This window comes from Undibacterium sp. SXout7W (assembly GCF_049339385.1).
GTDB lineage: Bacteria > Pseudomonadota > Gammaproteobacteria > Burkholderiales > Burkholderiaceae_D > Undibacterium.
In genome coordinates, this window is record NZ_JBMPPF010000001.1 from 270820 (window position 1) to 288064 (window position 17245).

The 17245-nt window shown below is 50.3% G+C and carries 16 protein-coding genes; all 16 read left to right on the forward strand.

Going from position 1 to position 17245, the window contains the following annotated elements; all coding sequences use genetic code 11:
* Positions 1–41: 41 nt before the first annotated feature.
* Complete coding sequence (gene narJ / locus ACO0LB_RS01200; RefSeq protein ID WP_423045663.1) at positions 42–713, forward strand: nitrate reductase molybdenum cofactor assembly chaperone; 672 nt, start codon at positions 42–44, stop codon at positions 711–713.
* Positions 714–739: 26 nt separating this feature from the next.
* Positions 740–1423 carry a respiratory nitrate reductase subunit gamma gene (narI, locus tag ACO0LB_RS01205; RefSeq protein WP_423045665.1) on the forward strand — a complete coding sequence of 228 codons (684 nt, stop codon included), beginning with the start codon at positions 740–742 and terminating at the stop codon, positions 1421–1423.
* Between the two features lie 101 nt (positions 1424–1524).
* Positions 1525–2283 (forward strand): peptidylprolyl isomerase, encoded by a 759-nt coding sequence (locus ACO0LB_RS01210; protein ID WP_423045666.1) that lies wholly within the window; start codon positions 1525–1527, stop codon positions 2281–2283.
* 185 nt (positions 2284–2468) lie between these two features.
* Positions 2469–2942, forward strand: a complete 474-nt coding sequence (locus ACO0LB_RS01215) for a hemerythrin domain-containing protein (RefSeq protein WP_423045667.1) — start codon at positions 2469–2471, stop codon at positions 2940–2942.
* 23 nt (positions 2943–2965) lie between these two features.
* A complete protein-coding gene (locus ACO0LB_RS01220; protein WP_423045669.1) occupies positions 2966–4300 on the forward strand; it encodes a hypothetical protein in 1335 nt (444 codons plus the stop codon).
* Between the two features lie 93 nt (positions 4301–4393).
* A complete protein-coding gene (gene moaA / locus ACO0LB_RS01225; RefSeq protein WP_423046126.1) occupies positions 4394–5377 on the forward strand; it encodes a GTP 3',8-cyclase MoaA in 984 nt (327 codons plus the stop codon).
* A gap of 24 nt (positions 5378–5401) precedes the next feature.
* Positions 5402–6070 carry a carbonic anhydrase gene (locus ACO0LB_RS01230; RefSeq protein ID WP_423045671.1) on the forward strand — a complete coding sequence of 223 codons (669 nt, stop codon included), beginning with the start codon at positions 5402–5404 and terminating at the stop codon, positions 6068–6070.
* 192 nt (positions 6071–6262) lie between these two features.
* A complete protein-coding gene (locus ACO0LB_RS01235) occupies positions 6263–8188 on the forward strand; it encodes a type IV pili methyl-accepting chemotaxis transducer N-terminal domain-containing protein (RefSeq protein WP_423045672.1) in 1926 nt (641 codons plus the stop codon).
* Between the two features lie 58 nt (positions 8189–8246).
* Positions 8247–8891, forward strand: coding sequence for a response regulator (locus ACO0LB_RS01240; RefSeq protein WP_423045674.1), 645 nt, complete (start codon positions 8247–8249; stop codon positions 8889–8891).
* A gap of 623 nt (positions 8892–9514) precedes the next feature.
* Complete coding sequence (locus ACO0LB_RS01245; protein ID WP_423045675.1) at positions 9515–11545, forward strand: methyl-accepting chemotaxis protein; 2031 nt, start codon at positions 9515–9517, stop codon at positions 11543–11545.
* 316 nt (positions 11546–11861) lie between these two features.
* Positions 11862–12554, forward strand: coding sequence for a Crp/Fnr family transcriptional regulator (locus ACO0LB_RS01250; protein WP_423045677.1), 693 nt, complete (start codon positions 11862–11864; stop codon positions 12552–12554).
* A 133-nt stretch (positions 12555–12687) separates the two neighbouring features.
* Entirely contained in the window at positions 12688–13728 is a 1041-nt protein-coding gene (gene ubiU, locus ACO0LB_RS01255; protein ID WP_423045679.1) for a ubiquinone anaerobic biosynthesis protein UbiU, read from the forward strand.
* Positions 13729–13738: 10 nt separating this feature from the next.
* Positions 13739–14671, forward strand: a complete 933-nt coding sequence (ubiV, locus tag ACO0LB_RS01260; RefSeq protein WP_423045680.1) for a ubiquinone anaerobic biosynthesis protein UbiV — start codon at positions 13739–13741, stop codon at positions 14669–14671.
* On the forward strand, positions 14668–15114 hold the full coding sequence (ubiT, locus tag ACO0LB_RS01265; RefSeq protein WP_423045682.1) for a ubiquinone anaerobic biosynthesis accessory factor UbiT: 447 nt from the start codon (positions 14668–14670) through the stop codon (positions 15112–15114). Before ubiV ends, ubiT begins: the two co-directional genes overlap by 4 nt.
* Positions 15114–15512: a putative zinc-binding protein gene (locus ACO0LB_RS01270; protein ID WP_423045683.1), complete on the forward strand. Its 399-nt coding sequence runs from the start codon at positions 15114–15116 to the stop codon at positions 15510–15512. Before ubiT ends, ACO0LB_RS01270 begins: the two co-directional genes overlap by 1 nt.
* A gap of 366 nt (positions 15513–15878) precedes the next feature.
* Entirely contained in the window at positions 15879–17024 is a 1146-nt protein-coding gene (locus ACO0LB_RS01275; RefSeq protein WP_423045684.1) for an NnrS family protein, read from the forward strand.
* Positions 17025–17245 lie beyond the last annotated feature (221 nt).

Below are 17245 nucleotides of genomic sequence, written 5' to 3' on the forward strand. Positions count from 1 at the left end.
GACAGAGTGTGCAGTGCACACTCTGCATGAAAGGAAATCGTATGCAAATTTATCGCATTCTGTCGGCATTGCTCAGTTATCCCCAGCCGGAACTGATTGCAGCTTTGCCTGAAATTACACAAGCTCTGGAAACAGCAGAAGGAGAAGAGTTTCTGGCGCCTTTGCACACTTTGCTGACGTATCTTCAATCGAATGATCTGATCACGCTGCAAGAAAACTATGTCAGTACTTTTGACCGTACTCATTCACTGTCATTGCACTTGTTCGAACACATACATGGCGAGAGCCGCGATCGTGGACAGGCAATGGTGGATTTGATTGAGGAATACCGTTCGCATGGCTTTGAGCCAGAGGCCAGTGAATTACCTGATTACGTACCGTTGTTTCTGGAGTTTCTGAGTCTGATGGACGAAGCGACGTCTGAAAAATTACTGGGCGAGGCAATCCACGTCCTTGCAGCGATTGGCATGCGACTGCAACGCAATGGCAGTCCTTATAGCAATCTGTTTTTGTTACTCACCACGCTGACGGATGTGGTTCCACAAGAGCAGGGTGAGCCACCGGTACGGGATATGGATGATGCCATGGAAACCTTTGGCCCTGGCGCGGATGGTGTCGAACCATTGTTAAAGCCGAATCTGTCGGCGACACAGCCTCTGCATTTTTATCCTAAGCAGCCAGGTGCTGTTAGTGGTGTTGCAGTACCACGCTAAATACCACGTTCAACAGGGAGATGATCATGACTTATCTGCATCAATTTATTTACGGAATTTATCCGTATATCGCACTGGCGATTTTTCTGTTCGGTAGTCTGGCGCGTTTTGAACGAGAACAATACACCTGGAAAAGTGATTCCTCGCAGATGCTGCATACCGGCAATTTGCGTACAGGGAATATTCTGTTTCACTTAGGTATCCTCGGATTATTTTTCGGGCATCTGGTTGGTTTGCTGACGCCAGTGATCGTCTGGGACACGCTGGGTATTACCCACAGTGTCAAACAGATGATTGCGATGGTGGCCGGCGGTGTATTCGGTACCTTGTGCATGTCCGGTTTGCTGATACTGTTACATCGTCGCCTGACAGATGCACGTATTGCTGCGGTAACTAAAACGGGCGACAAGGTATTGTTGTTGTGGATTTTCCTGACACTGGGTCTGGGTTTATCTACCATCGCCGAATCTGCCAATCACAGCGATGGTCACATGATGGTATTGCTGATGACATGGGCGCAGCATATCGTGACTTTCCGTGGCGATGCTGCTGAATTCATCGTTGCTGCACCGCTGCTGTTCAAGTTGCACCTGTTCATGGGACTGAGCCTGTTCGTGATTTTTCCATTGACACGTCTGGTACATGTCTGGAGTGGTTTTGCTTCGGTGACATACCTCAGCCGCGCATGGCAGCTGGTTCGTCCTCGCTGATCAGTCGTGGATGTGATGAATGTGAGTTGGGTGATTGGGATGACGAGAGTGATTGGCAATCAGAAGCATGCCAATCACGTTGAAGGATTGTGGAGAATAACATGCCAGTGATAATCAATGGATATGAGCTGACCGATGCCGACATGGAGCGCGAATTACCTGCGCATCAGGATGCACCTGATGCGATGAAAAGCGCAATGACCGCGCTGGTATTACGACGTGTTTTACTGGATGAAGCACGTCAGCTGGGTTTGCAGCACGACGATGGAAATCAGGATGAAGATGCGCTGGTAGACGCCTTGTTACAACAAGAAGTCAAGGTTCCGGTGCCCGGTCGCGATGAGTGTCTGCGTCAGTATCAGGCTTATCCGGATCGTTTTACGGTGGGTGAATTGGCCGAAGCCAGTCACATTTTATTTCAGGTGACACCAGGAGTAGATCTGGATGCCTTGCGCAAGCATGCTGCCGTTGTGCTGGCAGATGTACAGGAAAACCCTGCCCTGTTTGCCGAGTGCGCAAAGGCCAATTCGAATTGTCCTTCCAGCGAAGTCGGCGGTAGTCTGGGGCAGATAGGACGCGGAGCAACTGTACCTGAATTTGAGCGCGCGCTATTTGCAGCAGAACCCAACAGCATTATTCCGCAACTGGTAGAAACCCGGTTTGGTTTGCATATCATCCAGTTGGGACGCAAGGTGGAGGGGCGTTTGTTGCCTTTTGACGAAATTGAGTCACGTATTGCAGCAGCGATGCATCAAGCCAGTCACGATCATGCAGTGCGTCAATATCTGCAATTACTGGTTGGACGCGCCAGTATTTCCGGTATTGATATGCCAGGTGCAGATAGTCCGCTGGTGCAATAGCAGGAAAAATCAGTAGGAATGGAGCAGGTATCAAGTCGTTAGTACAGTAGCTGTAACAGTAATAACAACAGTAAGCACAACGGCGGCTGTAGCATTGGGTATCAGGGTTCGGATTGTCACTGACTAACATCAACTGCCAATGACAATCCGGGCGATCAACACCGTTTTCTGGAGGGAATAACATCATGTCACAAGCAATGAAAGAAATGGTTCGTCAGCACATGGAATGTGACGAGCAGTTAAATCGTGTGGAGGCAGCGTTACATCGACGAGATATGCCGTCTGCCGGGCGCAATTTCAGATTGTTCAGTGAGCAGCTGGATCATCATTTCATGCTGGAAGAAGATCGTCTGTTTCCTGCCTTTGAAAAAGCCACAGGAATGAGTAACGGCCCGACCGTCGTGATGCGTAGCGAGCATGCAGATATCCGTCAGTTGCGCGATGAAGCATATGCGGCGATTGAGGCGGAACAGATTGATGAAGCGTTGGCCGCGATCGATACGTTGAATGTGCTGATACAACAGCACAATGTCAAAGAAGAAAATATCCTGTATCCAATGTGTGGCGGCAGCATACCGCATCTGATGTCCGTACTGGGCATGGGAGGATGTGGCGGTGCCTGTTCTTGCGCGGAAGCCGCCAAGCTGGAGACGGTATAAATTTTACAGCTGACACACTAGCCTTGGCAGCGAACAATATCCTTAACTATGAACTGGCGCCTTCGCCGGCGACGGTGTTCGGTTGTTTGTTACCGGCACCGTGGCTAGGAATGGTTGCTGGATTATTGCTGGTATTCGTTCCTTTATCGACCTCCTTATCCGGTTTGCCGGATCGTTTTTCTCCGTTAACACTGGCACTGACACATGTGCTGGTGCTGGGGATGCTGACGCCAGTGATGATTGGCGCTTTATTTCAGCTGATGCCCGTGGTTGCCGGACAGACAGTGAGAGCAGCACGATGGATTGCGCCATTTGTCGCACTGGGGTCTGCATTGATCGCGTCAGGGCTGGCCATTGGTTTTTTGAAAGGTCAGCGCCTGGGTTTTATACTGGCCGCCGTACTGGCCGTAATGTTGTATGGGGCGGTCATACTGGCGCTGGCAACAACTGCCTGGCGTATCACGGTGACTGATGCGACAACACGTACCTTGCGCTATATTCCGATCGCATTTGCTGCGGTGATTGCATTCGGTGTCACCCTCGCAGGTAATCTTGTCGGCTGGTGGCATATCGATCTGATGTCGGTGCTGAATTTGCATGTTGCATGGGGACTATACGGCTGGATTGCAGCACTGGTAGCGGGGGTTGCCTCAACAGTGGTTCCTATGTTCTGGCAAACCCGGCGTCCGGATGCAAGGTGGCAGCGCAGTTTGCCGGCGATCTTTCTGTTCCCTTTATGTTTCGCGTCGCTGCCATCACTATGGCTCGCAGCATTGTCCTGTGCCTGTCTGTTGATGTGGGGTTTTGGTTTACTGGCGCTACGTGCATTGTGGCGCGCCAAGCGTCGCTTTGATCCGGCATGGATCATGTGGCTGGTCAGTACCTGTAGTTGGTTGCTGGCTGCTGCCATGACGATGTTGATGTCTGTCACATCGGCATATTTCCCAACATATTTGCCGCAGTCGTTGACTGCCTGCATGCCTTGGTGGATAGGTGTGCTCAGTTTGGTTGGCGGTGCGGTTTTACCTGTCAATGCCATGCTGGGAAAAATTATTCCATTTTTGGTGTTTCTCCATTTGCGTCGCCAGATTCCGTCCGGTCGTCGCGTTCCAACCATGCAGGCAGTATTACCGCCACAACGTTTGCGTTGGCAAGCGTGGCTCGTGTTATCGGCATTGTGTCTGTTACTAGTGCTGCCGGTTGCGCCAGCAATGTTCGCACCGATAGCGGGTATAGTCTTTGCCATGTCCCAGGCTTATATGGGGAGTCTTCTATTACTGACGTTGTTGCGTTATCGCAAAGAGTTACGTTCTTTGTTTCTCACCCGTACCGCACTGGATATCCCCCAAACGAACTAGGTATATCTGGCTTGGCGGCGAATTGTATTGCTGGTGATGAACAGCCACAATGCAGCAATGGAAACTCCCGCCGCCCTTTTATCCGCACACCAGATGCAGCCTTCGCTGACGGACAGGTTTGGTCGTCGCATCAGCTATCTGCGTTTATCAGTGACGGATCGTTGCGATCTTCGCTGCAGTTACTGTATGCCTAAAGGATTTTCTGGTTTTGAAGAGCCAGAAAACTGGTTGCGTTTTGATGAAATAACACGTGTTGTCGCCGCGTTTGCGCGTATGGGTGTTGGGCGGGTACGCCTGACTGGTGGCGAACCTTTATTGCGCAGACATTTACCGCAACTGGTGTCGCAACTGGCGGTATTGCCCGGTGTCAGGGATATTTCTTTATCGACCAACGCAACACAACTGCATAAACACGCACAGGCTTTGTATGCAGCAGGTGTGCGTCGCATCAATGTGAGTCTGGATAGTCTGGACAAAGCCTGCATGGAAAAAATCACAGGCCGGGACAGTTTTTCCAGCATCATGGCTGGCCTTCAAGCAGGAAAACAGGCTGGATTTTCTCCGGTCAAGCTGAATATGGTGGTGATGCGCGGCGTTAACGACCATGAAATCATGCGGATGGCGCAATTCTGTTTTGATGAGGGTTTTATTTTGCGTCTGATCGAAGCCATGCCGATGGGCGATACCGGACGTAACAGCCAGTATATGGATATTGGTCCAATCCGTGATGAACTGGTCAAGGCATTCCAGCTCACGCCAGCGGCCGAAGAGCTGGGAGGCGGTCCTGCACGATACTGGAGCACCGCAGACAGAAAAGGGACTATTGGTTTTATTTCTCCGATCAGTCAGCACTTTTGTGCCACCTGTAACCGCGTGCGAATGTCAGTGGATGGCACACTGTATATGTGCCTTGGTCAGGAGGAGAAGTTTGAGTTGAGACCCTTGCTGAGAGCGGGTGTCAGCGATGCTGAGTTGGAATCGGCCATTCGGAATGCGATAGAATTGAAGCCTGAACGTCATGAGTTCAATTCGCAGCGACATAAAATTATCCGCTTTATGTCGCAAACCGGAGGTTGAACAGAGCATCAATCGGAGAGTTTTATGGAAGTCAGAAACATTCATCAATTTATCGAGGGTTTTCAACGATTTCAGAGCAAATATTTCAGTGGTGAGGATGCCCTCTATTCCAAGTTGAATCATGGTCAGAATCCAACGACTTTGTTAATCGGCTGTTGCGATTCCCGTGTTGATCCAGCGCTGCTGCTGGATTGTGATCCCGGTGATATTTTCGTGGTGCGCAATGTCGCCAATCTGGTGCCGCCTTGTAACGAATCGGCGCAACAACATGGCGTCAGTGCAGCGATACAGTTTGCCGTCGAAGCGCTGAATGTACAGCGTGTGATTGTCATGGGACACGAAAAATGCGGAGGTATCCGCGCATTGATGCAGGGATATAAACCCAGCCGCAAGATTGATTTTATCGGCCGCTGGATGAAAATCGTTGAGCCTGTCAAACAGCAAGTTTTACAGCAATTAGGCACATACTCTGAAGCCGAACAAAATCGTGCCTGTGAGCTTGGTGCGATCATCATGTCATTAAATAATTTGCGCAGCTTCCCGTGGATATCAGAAAGAGAAGAGCGTGGTGAAATTGCTTTGCATGGCTGGTATTTCGATATGAGTCAGGGCGCTTTACTGGCTTATTCTGAACGATCAGACAGTTTTTTGCCTATGGTGTGCCCACTGGGTGTTGCACATCCGGAGTCTTGATTGTCAGTCTCATCAAATGAATACTCTACAGGACTTACGCAAAACCGCCCCAGCGGCGTTATGGCTCCTTATTGTACGAAACTTTGTACAGCACGTACTGCCTTCGTCGCCATGCCTTGCTGGAACAGTTTTGCGTAAGTCCTGCTCTGTAAAGGATTACACTATGTTTTTATCCGACCAAAGCATCTACTGATGAGCAATCCCGCACTCTTGCCGGTGAGTAAAAGCATTACCTTCCGGATATTGATGACGACGATCATTGGTCTGAGTATGACGTTGATCGCGATCGGCTATACCTTGCTGCTCTCGTGGCAACTGGAAGGTGGTGCAGCTGCCATCAACGAGGCTGGTAGTTTGCGTATGCGTTCATTTCGTCTGGCACTCACATTGGAGCACGCACAGCAGCGGCAGGAAATCGAAACTGAACTTGAGCAGTTCAACAGCACCATCGCCGATCTGAATAGCGGCGATGCCAAGCGCCCCCTGTTTTTGCCCGCCAATACAGACATCATGGTGCAGATGCAGAAGGTGCAAAAAGGCTGGCAAGAGCATATGCAGAAAGATGCCGTGACAGCCTTGCATGAGCAGGATGCGCAGCGACGCATCGCTGCTGTGACTAAATTCCGTGAGGCTTTGCCGCCTTTTGTTGATGACATCAATCGACTGGTGTCAATGGTGGAAGTGGAGCTGGCAGGCAAGACAACCTGGTTACGCCTGTGCCAGACCATACTGATTTTTATGTCGTTGGCAGCCAGCATTGCCATGCTGTATCTGCTGTATCTTTGGATTATCGGTCCCGTCAATCGTATGCAGGCCGGGATTGCGCGCATGAGTGAAGACGATCTCAGTGTGCGTTTGCCGGTAGAGACCGAAGATGAGTTTGGTGTGCTGGCACTCGCCTTCAATAAAATGGCAGACCACGTTCAAAGCGCGCAGCGTACGCTGGAACAGCGCGTGATGGATAAAACGCAAAAATTACAGGCGCAGAACCATGAAGTCAGTACCTTGTATGAGATCGCCGCATTTCTGGCTGGTCAGCATCCGATAGAAGAACTCTGTCGGGGATTTTTGCATCGTATTATGCAACGCATACAGGCCGAAGGTGGTACCGTACGTATTCTGGATGTCGTGAATGACAACATGCATATTACGGTGCATGAAGGCATTTCTGAACAGATGATAGAAGAAGAGCATTGCATCAAAAAAGATGACTGTTTGTGTGGTTCTGCAGTCACGCAAGGTGTCGTGCTTGTAAAAGATTTCAGGCAACTGAATCAGCAAAAAATTTACCGCTGCCAGGATGAGGGATTTTTTTCGATTGCGGTATTTCAGATCGTCGCCAGACAACAAGTGATAGGCACTTTTTCTCTGCATTTTGATAAAGAGCGCAGTGTGACCGGAGAAGAATGTCGCTTGCTCGAAACTCTGGGACAAAATCTTGGTATCGCAATAGAAAACCAGCGATTGATCGCTCGCGAGAAAGAATTTGCCGTATCACAGGAGCGTAATCTGTTGGCGCAGGGTTTGCATGACAGTATTGCGCAAGGGCTGAATTTTCTGAATTTGCAGGTACAAATGCTGGAAGATTCAATGAAGCGGCAGCAAATGCAGGAAATCGCCGATATCGTGCCTCTGTTGCGTGCCGGTGTGGAAGAAAGCTATGAAGATGTGCGTGAATTGCTGCTGAATTTCCGCACGCGTCTGCAAGACAGCAATCTGGAATCTGAAATGCGGAACGTGCTGGCAAAGTTTGAACGCCAGAGTAGCGTGCATGGCGAGATTGAGATTGTGGGCAGTGGTGCGCCGCTGGCACCCGAACAGCAATTACAGGTACTGTTTATTTTGCAGGAAGCATTATCGAATATCAGAAAACATGCACAGGCGCATTCCGTCAGGGTCAGGGTTGATAATACGCGTGACTTTTCCTTGACGGTGACGGATGATGGTAATGGATTTTCCATGCAGGAAGCCGAACAAAAATCAGAAGCACATGTCGGTTTGCGCATCATGTACGAAAGAGCGCAGCGTTTGTCGGCGCAACTCGATATTGCCAGCACACCAGGTCATGGAACAACGATTTCCCTGCATTTGCCAAGAGAAGAACGACTGGTTGCCTGAGTTAATCTGAATCAGTCTGACGATCTGCCAACAGCTTCGCATTACAAAAAGGAATTGCATGACAATTAAAATACTTCTGGTCGACGATCACACCCTGTTTCGCAGTGGTATCCGATTACTGTTGCAACGTAATCCGGAATTTGAGATTGTTGGAGAAGCTGCCGATGGTCTGGAAGGTGTGAAACGTGCGAAACAATTGCGACCAGATGTTGTGCTGATGGATCTGAATATGGCTGGCCTGTCCGGCCTGGAAGCGATGCAGTTGATCGTCGAAGATTTGCCCGATACAGCAGTGCTGATGCTGACGGTATCAGAAGAAGCAGAAGATCTGACCACGGCGCTAAGAAATGGAGCGCGTGGCTATCTGTTAAAAAATATCGAGGCCGATTATCTGACTCAGGCGATCAAACGTGCTGCCGCAGGTGAAGCCGTGATTGCCGATTCCATGACGGCCAAGCTGGTCATGCAATTCCGTGCGGGGAATAATGTCAGCAGCACGCCAGAGCGTGAAAAACTCACCCCCAGAGAGCGCGAAACCATGGTGTGCCTGGCGCGCGGTGAAAGCAATAAAGAAATCGCCCGTCATTTGGATGTAGCCGAAAGTACGGTCAAAATCCATGTACAGAATATTCTCAAAAAACTGAATCTGACCAGCCGTGTGCAAATTGCGGTGTACGCAGTTGAACACGGTCTGGATAAGTAAGCGATACATTCGATTTCATTTTTTGTATTTCTCTGCATCGCTTTCGCTATTTGCATTTAATTGTACTTTTTTGGTACAACATGTCCTGCCCAGCTCAGGCTGCCCGTCAGTATTTGACTGAACGATGATTCCGGTAAAGTATAGAAATTGAATAGGAAATGCTGAGTTATTCCTATTCCGTATGTCGCTCCCTGCACATGGCAGCGGCATTATTCATCGCTGAGAAGATATATATCAAATACATACCCATAATGAATCAGCTACGGCATGTTTTTTGCTGCTACTAATTAGCTATTAACGAAAAGTAGCAAACTGAGACGAAAATTGAGCTGAATACCACGCCATAAATTAGACCAAACCTCAGCAAAACCTCAGCAAAACCTAAGCATAGAACTAGGTCTTTTTACGGATAGGCATTTTTGATGAGTCGATTTACACTCTCGCCCGACATGGATCAACACAGTGATCATTGCAAAGGTAAATGATCGTCAATTATCCGATATTTCATATGTTCAAAAAAAGTTGAATGATTCACTCGCCGCGAAAGTATTTTTTTCGCCAATTTCCGGTCACGCGCGTATCCGCATCGCGTTGTCAGACACCACTTGTTATCTGAGGTCAGTATGAATGATGTGATCAATCGTCTTGCAATATGGAAGAAGTTTTCCATACTCGCTGTTTTCGGCATGTTCATGGTCATGCTGCCTTTTGGCCTCTATATACAGGAAACGAATAAGACGATTAATGTTGCCAGAATGGAAGTGCAAGGTATCGCGCCATCGCATCAATTGTTGAAATTATTGCAGCTGACGCAGCAGCATCGCGGTTTGTCGGCCTTATTATTGTCCGGAAATGCGGCTTCCGCTTCCGAACGCAGCGCCAAAATGACAGAAGTGGAGCAGGCGGTCACTACGCTTGATACGCTCTTGAAAGCACATGCCAAAGCCACTGTACTGTTGGCCTCCTGGGGTGAATACAAAACAGAATGGAAAGAACTCGGCGCTAAAGTATCGCAGGCTCAGTTAGATCCCAAAGCCAGTAATCAGGCGCATACCGCCTTGATCTCTAAATTACTGAAAATTAATGATCTGGTTCTGGATTACTTTTTGCTGAATCTGGACCCGGAAACCAATAGTTTTTATCTGGTCGATGCTGCATTGATGCAGATGCCAACTCTGACCGAAACGCTGGGGCGTCTGCGTGCCAGAGGAACGGCGATTCTTGCCGCCAAAACATCATCGCCGGAACAGCGGGTGGATATCATGTCACTGACAGACAAGGCGAATGATCATTTTGATTCACTGAAGAATGCGTTGGATAAAGCGATTACAACGCCAGAATTTAAAGAAAAGGTGAATCAGCAAAGTACGCTGGTATTGCAAACCACCAACGACATACTGGCCCTGGCGAAAAAAGAAATCGGGACTACAGAGCAGCCTGAGTATTCCTCGACCGAGTATTTTACAAAAATCACGGCAGTAATTAATGCCCAGTTCAAGCTGGATGAAATGTTGTTTGAAGAACTTAGCCGATTGCTGGAGCAACGGGCCTCGCAGTTACGGACTCATCAATTTGTGCTGTCTGGAACGATTCTGGGATTGGGATTGTTGGGAGGAATTTTTGGTTATCTGGTGATCATCCGTATCATGCGTCAATTAGGTGGCGAGCCAGAATATGCAGCCAGAGTCGTTCGCAGCATTGCCGCTGGTGATTTATCAACAGAGATCGTCACCGGAGATAATGACGATTCTAGCTTACTGCATGCGATGAAGATGATGCGCGATCAGCTGGCGACTGTTATTGGTGAAGTAAATCGCGGGAGCGAGACGATTGCGACTGCCTCGGAACAGATTGCTGCCGGTAATATGGATTTGTCCTCACGTACCGAAGACCAGGCCAGTTCCTTGCAGGAAACTGCATCGGCAATGGAGGAGCTGACGGCGACAGTCAAGCAAAATGATCAATATGCCAGAACTGCCAATCAGCTCGCGATTGAGGCTTCGCAAGTGGCAGAAAAAGGCGGTGCCGTGGTGACCGAAGTGATTACCACCATGGAGATGATTACGGCTTCGTCTAAAAAAATCGTCGATATTATCAGCGTCATTGATGGCATTGCATTCCAGACCAATATTCTGGCCCTGAATGCGGCTGTGGAAGCCGCCAGAGCGGGTGAGCAGGGGCGTGGGTTTGCGGTTGTTGCCAGTGAAGTGCGCAATCTGGCACAGCGTTCAGCGTCGGCGGCAAAAGAGATCAAAGCATTGATAGATGAGTCTGTGTCGAACGTGGATAAAGGCAGCCATCTGGTTGCCGATGCAGGAACGACGATGCATGATGTCGTTAACAGTATCGCTAACGTGGCGTGCATCATGGGTGAAATCACGAATGCCAGCAGTGAACAAAGCCACGGTATAGAACAGGTGAATCAGGCCATCGGTCAGATGGACGAAGTCACCCAGCAAAACATGGCGCTGGTGGAGCAGGCAGCTGCGGCTGCACAGTCTATGCATGATCAGGCGCAAAATCTGGTTCGCGTCATCAGTATCTTCAAACTGGATGTACCGGTGTCGGTCACGCCGAATACTGCGCATCGTGCTGCAAAAATCACTTCAGCCAGACAGCGACCAGCGGCATCCAAATTTCTTCCGTCGCGCTGATGACGCCTGGGCATGGTTTCCACGCTGCCCGAGCGATACTCTCCCGTCACTCACGTGGCCGTCTGTCGCGCTCATGAGCGCCAGCATGTATTTCAATGATTGGAATGCAGAAACAGCACTGCAAATCCAAAGCCCGTTCGTATTCGCTACAAACGGGCTTTTTTAATCAGGACTGAGGCAAAGCTCTTCTGAAGGCAACATGGCTTCATGATTTCTTGTCCATTTGCACCGATGTTCTAGTCCTTCTGGCGTATGGTCGTCACGCACTATCTCTCCTACACTTGATCTCTATCAATTCATCTGCAGGAGATCTGTCATGACCAAGCTTAATCTCGGTGGCTTATTACTGAATCAGTCTTTGTTCCGGCACATCTCACCATTTGAGCTGGAGTTATTGCAGCGAGAAGTGATCAAGATGGAGCTGGATAAAGGTCTGATGTTGTTCCGCAAAGGGGATGTGGCGGAAGGGACGTATATCGTGGTCTATGGGCTGATCAAGCTCAGTATTCCGTCCTCTCAGGGAAACGACAAATTGCTGGAACTGATACGTCCCGGCCAGTGTTTCGGTGAAGCCATGATGTTTCTGGAGGAGCCTTATCCGTTTTATGCAGAGGCGCTGGAAAATACCTTACTGCTCAAGATTCCTAAAAATTCTTTGTTGCGACTACTGGAAAATTCTCCTCTGATGGCGCGTCAGATGATGTCAGGGTTATCGTATCGCTTACTTGGTTTTATCCAGAACGTAGAGCGTTATTCATTACAAAATGCGACGCAGAGAGTGATCGATTATCTGCTGCAGATATCCTTGCTACAGCGCTCCAACGAAATCCGGCTGGAGCTGAAAAAAAATCTGGTGGCGTCTTTACTGAATCTGTCGCCGGAAACCTTATCCAGAGTATTGCACCAGCTGACGGATGAGCAACTCATCAAAGTATCTGGCTCGGTGATCCAGATTGATTGCCCTGATGCATTGAAGTCTTATCAGCTTGGATCGGCAATGATGAACTGAGGCAAAAGTGCGTGACCAACGAGAGTGGAATCACGTGATGGGATGATCCTCGTCAAGGAATCGGACAGAAGTTCATTGACTGGATTTCCTTTGACTCAGGACAAAGACCCACCATAAAAATCTCGTTAGCATCATGGCACTGTCATTTGTAGAACAGGCTTTCCTCTCCATGAAATCACTTGATCTGGTTGCTCCTGCCGGTAGTCTGGTCGCTCTCAAAGCGGCTGTGGACAAAGGAGCTAACGCTGTTTATCTGGGCTTGCGCAATGCGACCAATGCCCGTAATTTTGGCGGTTTGAATTTTACTGAACACGATATTCATCAGGGCGTGGAATATGCTCATACGCGCGGCAGGCAAGTGCTGTTTGCGATTAATACCTATCCGCAAGCCAGAGCGGTAGCAGAGTGGCGGGCCGCGATTGATACTGCCGTGACGATGGGTGCCGATGCCGTTATTCTGGCCGATCCCGGGCTGATGGCCTATGCCCGTGACCGTTATCCCGATCTGCGTTTGCATTTGTCTGTACAGGGTTCTGCCACGACGCTGGATGCGATTGAATTGATGCGTGAGCAATTTCACATCCGTCGTGCCGTATTGCCGCGAGTGCTGACCTTATCGGAAATTGAAAAAATTATCCGTCAGACGAGCGTAGAAATCGAAGTGTTTGGCTTTGGCAGTTTATGCGTGATGGCCGAAGGGCGTTGCCTGTTGTCGAGCTATGTCACCGGAGACTCACCGAATAATAAAGGTGTCTGTTCGCCAGCCCATGCAGTGAGTTGGGAAGAAAAGGACAGCACTTTGTATGCCCGCTTAAGTGGCACACTGATTGATCGTTACGGACCGGATGAAGCAGCGGGTTATCCGACTCTCTGTAAAGGCCGTTTCGATGTGGCAGGTGAAACTGACTATGCACTGGAAGAGCCAACCAGTCTGAATGCGATTGGATTATTGCCTAAGCTGGTCAACATGGGCGTGGCAGCGATCAAAATAGAAGGGCGTCAGCGCAGCCCGGTGTATGTGTCGCAAGTGGTGGCTACTTTGCGGGCTGCGCTGGATGCGGCGCAACGCGATCCCGAGCGCTATTCGGCCCGATCTGATTGGCAGACCACGCTGGCCCGTCATGCCGAAGGTGCGCAAGTGACGCAAGGCGCATTTGAGCGTCCCTGGAAATGAGCCGGAGTAAATGATGAATCTATTAAAAATTTCTCTGGCGCCACTGGCATATTACTGGACGAAAGAAACCACACTCGATTTTTATCGCACAGCCATGCAATCGCAGGTGGATATTGTGTATCTCGGCGAAGTAGTCTGCTCGCGCCGGCATGTGATGAAGCTCGATGATTGGCTGGCACTGGCACTGGAATTACGAGATGCAGGCAAAGAAGTTGTCATGTCCAGCATGACGCTGATCGACAGCGAAGCAGATCGCCGCAATATGCATCGGATGATTGACAAGGCGGGAGCGGAGGGCGTGCTGGTTGAAGCAAATGATTTCAGCGCGGTCAGAGCCATGCAGGGGCAACCATTCGTGGCTGGGCCACACCTGAATGTGTATCACGATGGTACGTTAGCCTGGCTGTCTGAATTGGGTGCTTGCCGTTTTTCACCACCGATAGAGCTGGCACGTGATGATCTGGCGGCATTGCAACAGACGCGGCCTGTTGGCATGCAGACCGAGGTACAGGTCTGGGGGCGTATGGCGCTGGCATTTTCTTCGCGTTGTTTTACGGCGCGGCATCATCGTCTGACCAAAGATAATTGCGAATTCCGCTGCGGTATATACCCGGATGGTCTGGGGTTGGCAACACGCGATGGTAAAGATTTTTTGACCATTAACGGTATCCAGACCCAGAGTTCAACTTGCCTTGATCTGGGCGCGCAATTACCGGAACTGCAGACGCTGGGCGTCGATATCGTCCGCTTGCAGCCGCAATCCAGTCATATGTTTGACATCATTGCCGAATTTGACGCCGCTCGCCGGGTCGGCGGCAATGCCAGGGTCGTGCCTGATTATTTGCCGGAACATGCCAGCCGCAGCAATGGCTATTGGCGTGCCGAACCGGGTATGCAATGGCAGGATGTGATTGGTTCTCAGCCTCAGGATACTGCATCATGAATTTATCGGATTTTCGTTTCCCTGCGCCAGTGTCCAGATTGGGACGCTTATTGCCAGCGCCAGTCGCCAGCTCACCTTTGCTCCTGATGCTGGAAGTGGCACGCCGTCGTCAATGGCTTACGGCACCCGAAACGCTGTATGGAAAAACATTTCTGATGCACATTGAAGACCTCGGGCTGGATTTGTCTTTTGTCTGTCATCAGGGAATATTCAAACCGCAGTATCAGGCAAAGGCGCAGATGCCGGATGTGCGGTTGGCGGCGAGTGCGATGGACTTTTTTAAGCTCGCTTCTGGTATGGAAGATGCCGATACCTTATTTTTCCGTCGTCGTCTGAAAATGGAGGGCGATACGGAACTCGGTGTCGCCGTTAAATATTGGATTGATGCCACTGAGCGACCTGCGTGGTTGCGCCATATGGCTGAGAAGTTAGGAACCACCTGATGTCTTCCACGCCCACCTCCGGCATGACGTCTGCGACGCTATTGCCGCTGGTGTATGCCTGTTCCGGCTGCTCCAGTGTCGCCCAGTTGGCGAACGATTGTGCGATCAGGCTGGATCGTGAAGGTATGGCGCAGATGTCGTGTATTAGTGGCGTGGGCGGTGGCGTGACCTCGTTGGTCCGGTTAGCACAGTCAGGGCGCCCCATACTGGCGCTGGATGGATGTGCTCTGGCATGTGTGCAGGCCTGTCTGCAACAAGCCGGTGTGGTGGCGGATCAGCATCTGGTGTTGAACCGCGAAGGCGCCAGCAAACGTTTTCATAACGATGCGACAGACAGCGAAGTCGCACAGGTGTGGGAAGTGGTGTTGCTGGGTTTGCAGAAATTGCAAAAAGCCTGACACCAGACATTGCCGGAAATGCGGTGACATAACACTGGCTGCATGTGTGTTGAATATGCGCTGAATCTGAGTTGAGGCTGAGTTGCGTATTCGCCGGAGAAGAGTGGATTATCGTTTGCGTGTTGTTTCAATATCGATCGCAGACATCGAAGCGATTGTCATGACAATGTTGCGATGACATTCATGATAACGACGACAGTAAAGACAGTGATTTTGATGGAAAAAGACATACTCCCCCTCAATTTTACTCAAATTGCGCTGTCGACTATAGATTTAAAGCGGGGAAAAACAATACTCCGGGGTGTATATTTTAAGCCGTTTGGGCATATACAGCATCTGCACTCCTCATTGACCAGGTAAACCATCATGAAACGTCTGACACTCGCACCTCACCGCCTGTATTTTTTTCTGGGAGCATTGTCGCTGCTGGTGCTGTTTTCGTGGTGGTGGCTGTACTTGCAAAGCGGCCGTACATTAGCCGTGCCTTTGCATGCGCTCATCATGCCGCTAGGTGTGTTTCCATTATTTATCCTCGGTTTTACTTTTACGGCCGGGCCGCGCTGGCTGGGTGTAGAGGCTGACGACCATGATTTCTTACTCCATGGCGGAACTTATTTTTGCGGTCTGTTGCTGGTGTTGCTGGCATCTATGCTGGGCTGGTTACCTTTACGTACATCCGGTTTTGCCCTGATGCTGAGTGCCTGGCTGGCAGTTACCTGGCGCTGGGGAAGTCTGGTGCGCCAGAGTCGTTCCGGCGATAAAAAGCATGCACTCGGAATCGCCGTTGCCATGTGTGGCGGCGCAGCGGCGTTAGGCTGTGCCGTACTCTGGAGTATGGGATGGCATGCCGCCTGGGGTGTTGCGCGGCAACTGGCGTTTTTCGGCTTTCTGCTGCCCGTGTTTTTGACCGTTTGCCATCGCATGTTGCCATTCTTCAGCAGCAATGTACTGGTGCCTTACACCGCATGGCGTCCAAGCTGGTTGCTGGCGTTGTGGCTGGCGGCCTGCTATCTGCTGGCGTTGGCGGGCAGCCTGGGTATCTGGCTGCTGGAGGTATTCGCGGCGAGTACTCTGTGCCTTAGCTTTGCGTATACCTCGTGGCGCTGGGGACTGTTCCGCTGCTTGCAGAATCGCTTGCTGGCCATGCTGCATTTATCTTTTGCCTGGCTCAGTATCGTATTTGGCTTACAGGCGTTGACTGCACTGGGAATGGAGATGGGCTCGGCAGCCATTCATGCGCTGGGTCTGGGATTTATGGGCACCATGCTGGTGGGATTTGTCAGCCGTGTGACGTACGGTCACAGCGGACGCCCTTTGCAGGCGAGCAACGGATTGTGGGCACTGTATCTGGGATTGCATCTGGCGGCTTTGCTGCGCGTGATCGCCAGTGTGTGGGCTTTGCCGCAGCTACTGACATGGTCGGCCAGTTTATGGCTGCTGCTGTTACTGCTCTGGGTGGCACAAATGCTCCCTGTTTATTTGCGCGCCCGCGCTGATGGTCAGCCGGGTTAGTCAGCTTGGATAATCAGCCTGATGCATGTGCAAGCAGCGGTGGAGTCGGGATGAGTAAAGGCAATCCGTGCATTGACGGACGCATATCGTCGGAAATATAGCGCCGAATCAATACTACCCGTTCAACCTTATTCAACCTTATTCAACCTCATTCAACCTTATTCAACATCAATCAGGCATCTGCAAAAATATCATGCAGCATGGTGGTGAAGTGATATGCA

Excerpts from the sequence above, each read along its gene's own strand:
- narJ (WP_423045663.1), top strand. The coding sequence starts at position 42 with ATGCAAATTTATCGCATTCTGTCGGCATTGCTCAGTTATCCCCAGCCG.
- narI (WP_423045665.1), top strand. The coding sequence starts at position 740 with ATGACTTATCTGCATCAATTTATTTACGGAATTTATCCGTATATCGCA.
- ACO0LB_RS01210 (WP_423045666.1), top strand. The coding sequence starts at position 1,525 with ATGCCAGTGATAATCAATGGATATGAGCTGACCGATGCCGACATGGAG.
- ACO0LB_RS01215 (WP_423045667.1), top strand. The coding sequence starts at position 2,469 with ATGTCACAAGCAATGAAAGAAATGGTTCGTCAGCACATGGAATGTGAC.
- moaA (WP_423046126.1), top strand. The coding sequence starts at position 4,394 with ATGCAGCCTTCGCTGACGGACAGGTTTGGTCGTCGCATCAGCTATCTG.
- ACO0LB_RS01230 (WP_423045671.1), top strand. The coding sequence starts at position 5,402 with ATGGAAGTCAGAAACATTCATCAATTTATCGAGGGTTTTCAACGATTT.
- ACO0LB_RS01235 (WP_423045672.1), top strand. The coding sequence starts at position 6,263 with ATGAGCAATCCCGCACTCTTGCCGGTGAGTAAAAGCATTACCTTCCGG.
- ACO0LB_RS01240 (WP_423045674.1), top strand. The coding sequence starts at position 8,247 with ATGACAATTAAAATACTTCTGGTCGACGATCACACCCTGTTTCGCAGT.
- ACO0LB_RS01245 (WP_423045675.1), top strand. The coding sequence starts at position 9,515 with ATGAATGATGTGATCAATCGTCTTGCAATATGGAAGAAGTTTTCCATA.
- ACO0LB_RS01250 (WP_423045677.1), top strand. The coding sequence starts at position 11,862 with ATGACCAAGCTTAATCTCGGTGGCTTATTACTGAATCAGTCTTTGTTC.
- ubiU (WP_423045679.1), top strand. The coding sequence starts at position 12,688 with ATGGCACTGTCATTTGTAGAACAGGCTTTCCTCTCCATGAAATCACTT.
- ubiV (WP_423045680.1), top strand. The coding sequence starts at position 13,739 with ATGATGAATCTATTAAAAATTTCTCTGGCGCCACTGGCATATTACTGG.
- ubiT (WP_423045682.1), top strand. The coding sequence starts at position 14,668 with ATGAATTTATCGGATTTTCGTTTCCCTGCGCCAGTGTCCAGATTGGGA.
- ACO0LB_RS01270 (WP_423045683.1), top strand. The coding sequence starts at position 15,114 with ATGTCTTCCACGCCCACCTCCGGCATGACGTCTGCGACGCTATTGCCG.
- ACO0LB_RS01275 (WP_423045684.1), top strand. The coding sequence starts at position 15,879 with ATGAAACGTCTGACACTCGCACCTCACCGCCTGTATTTTTTTCTGGGA.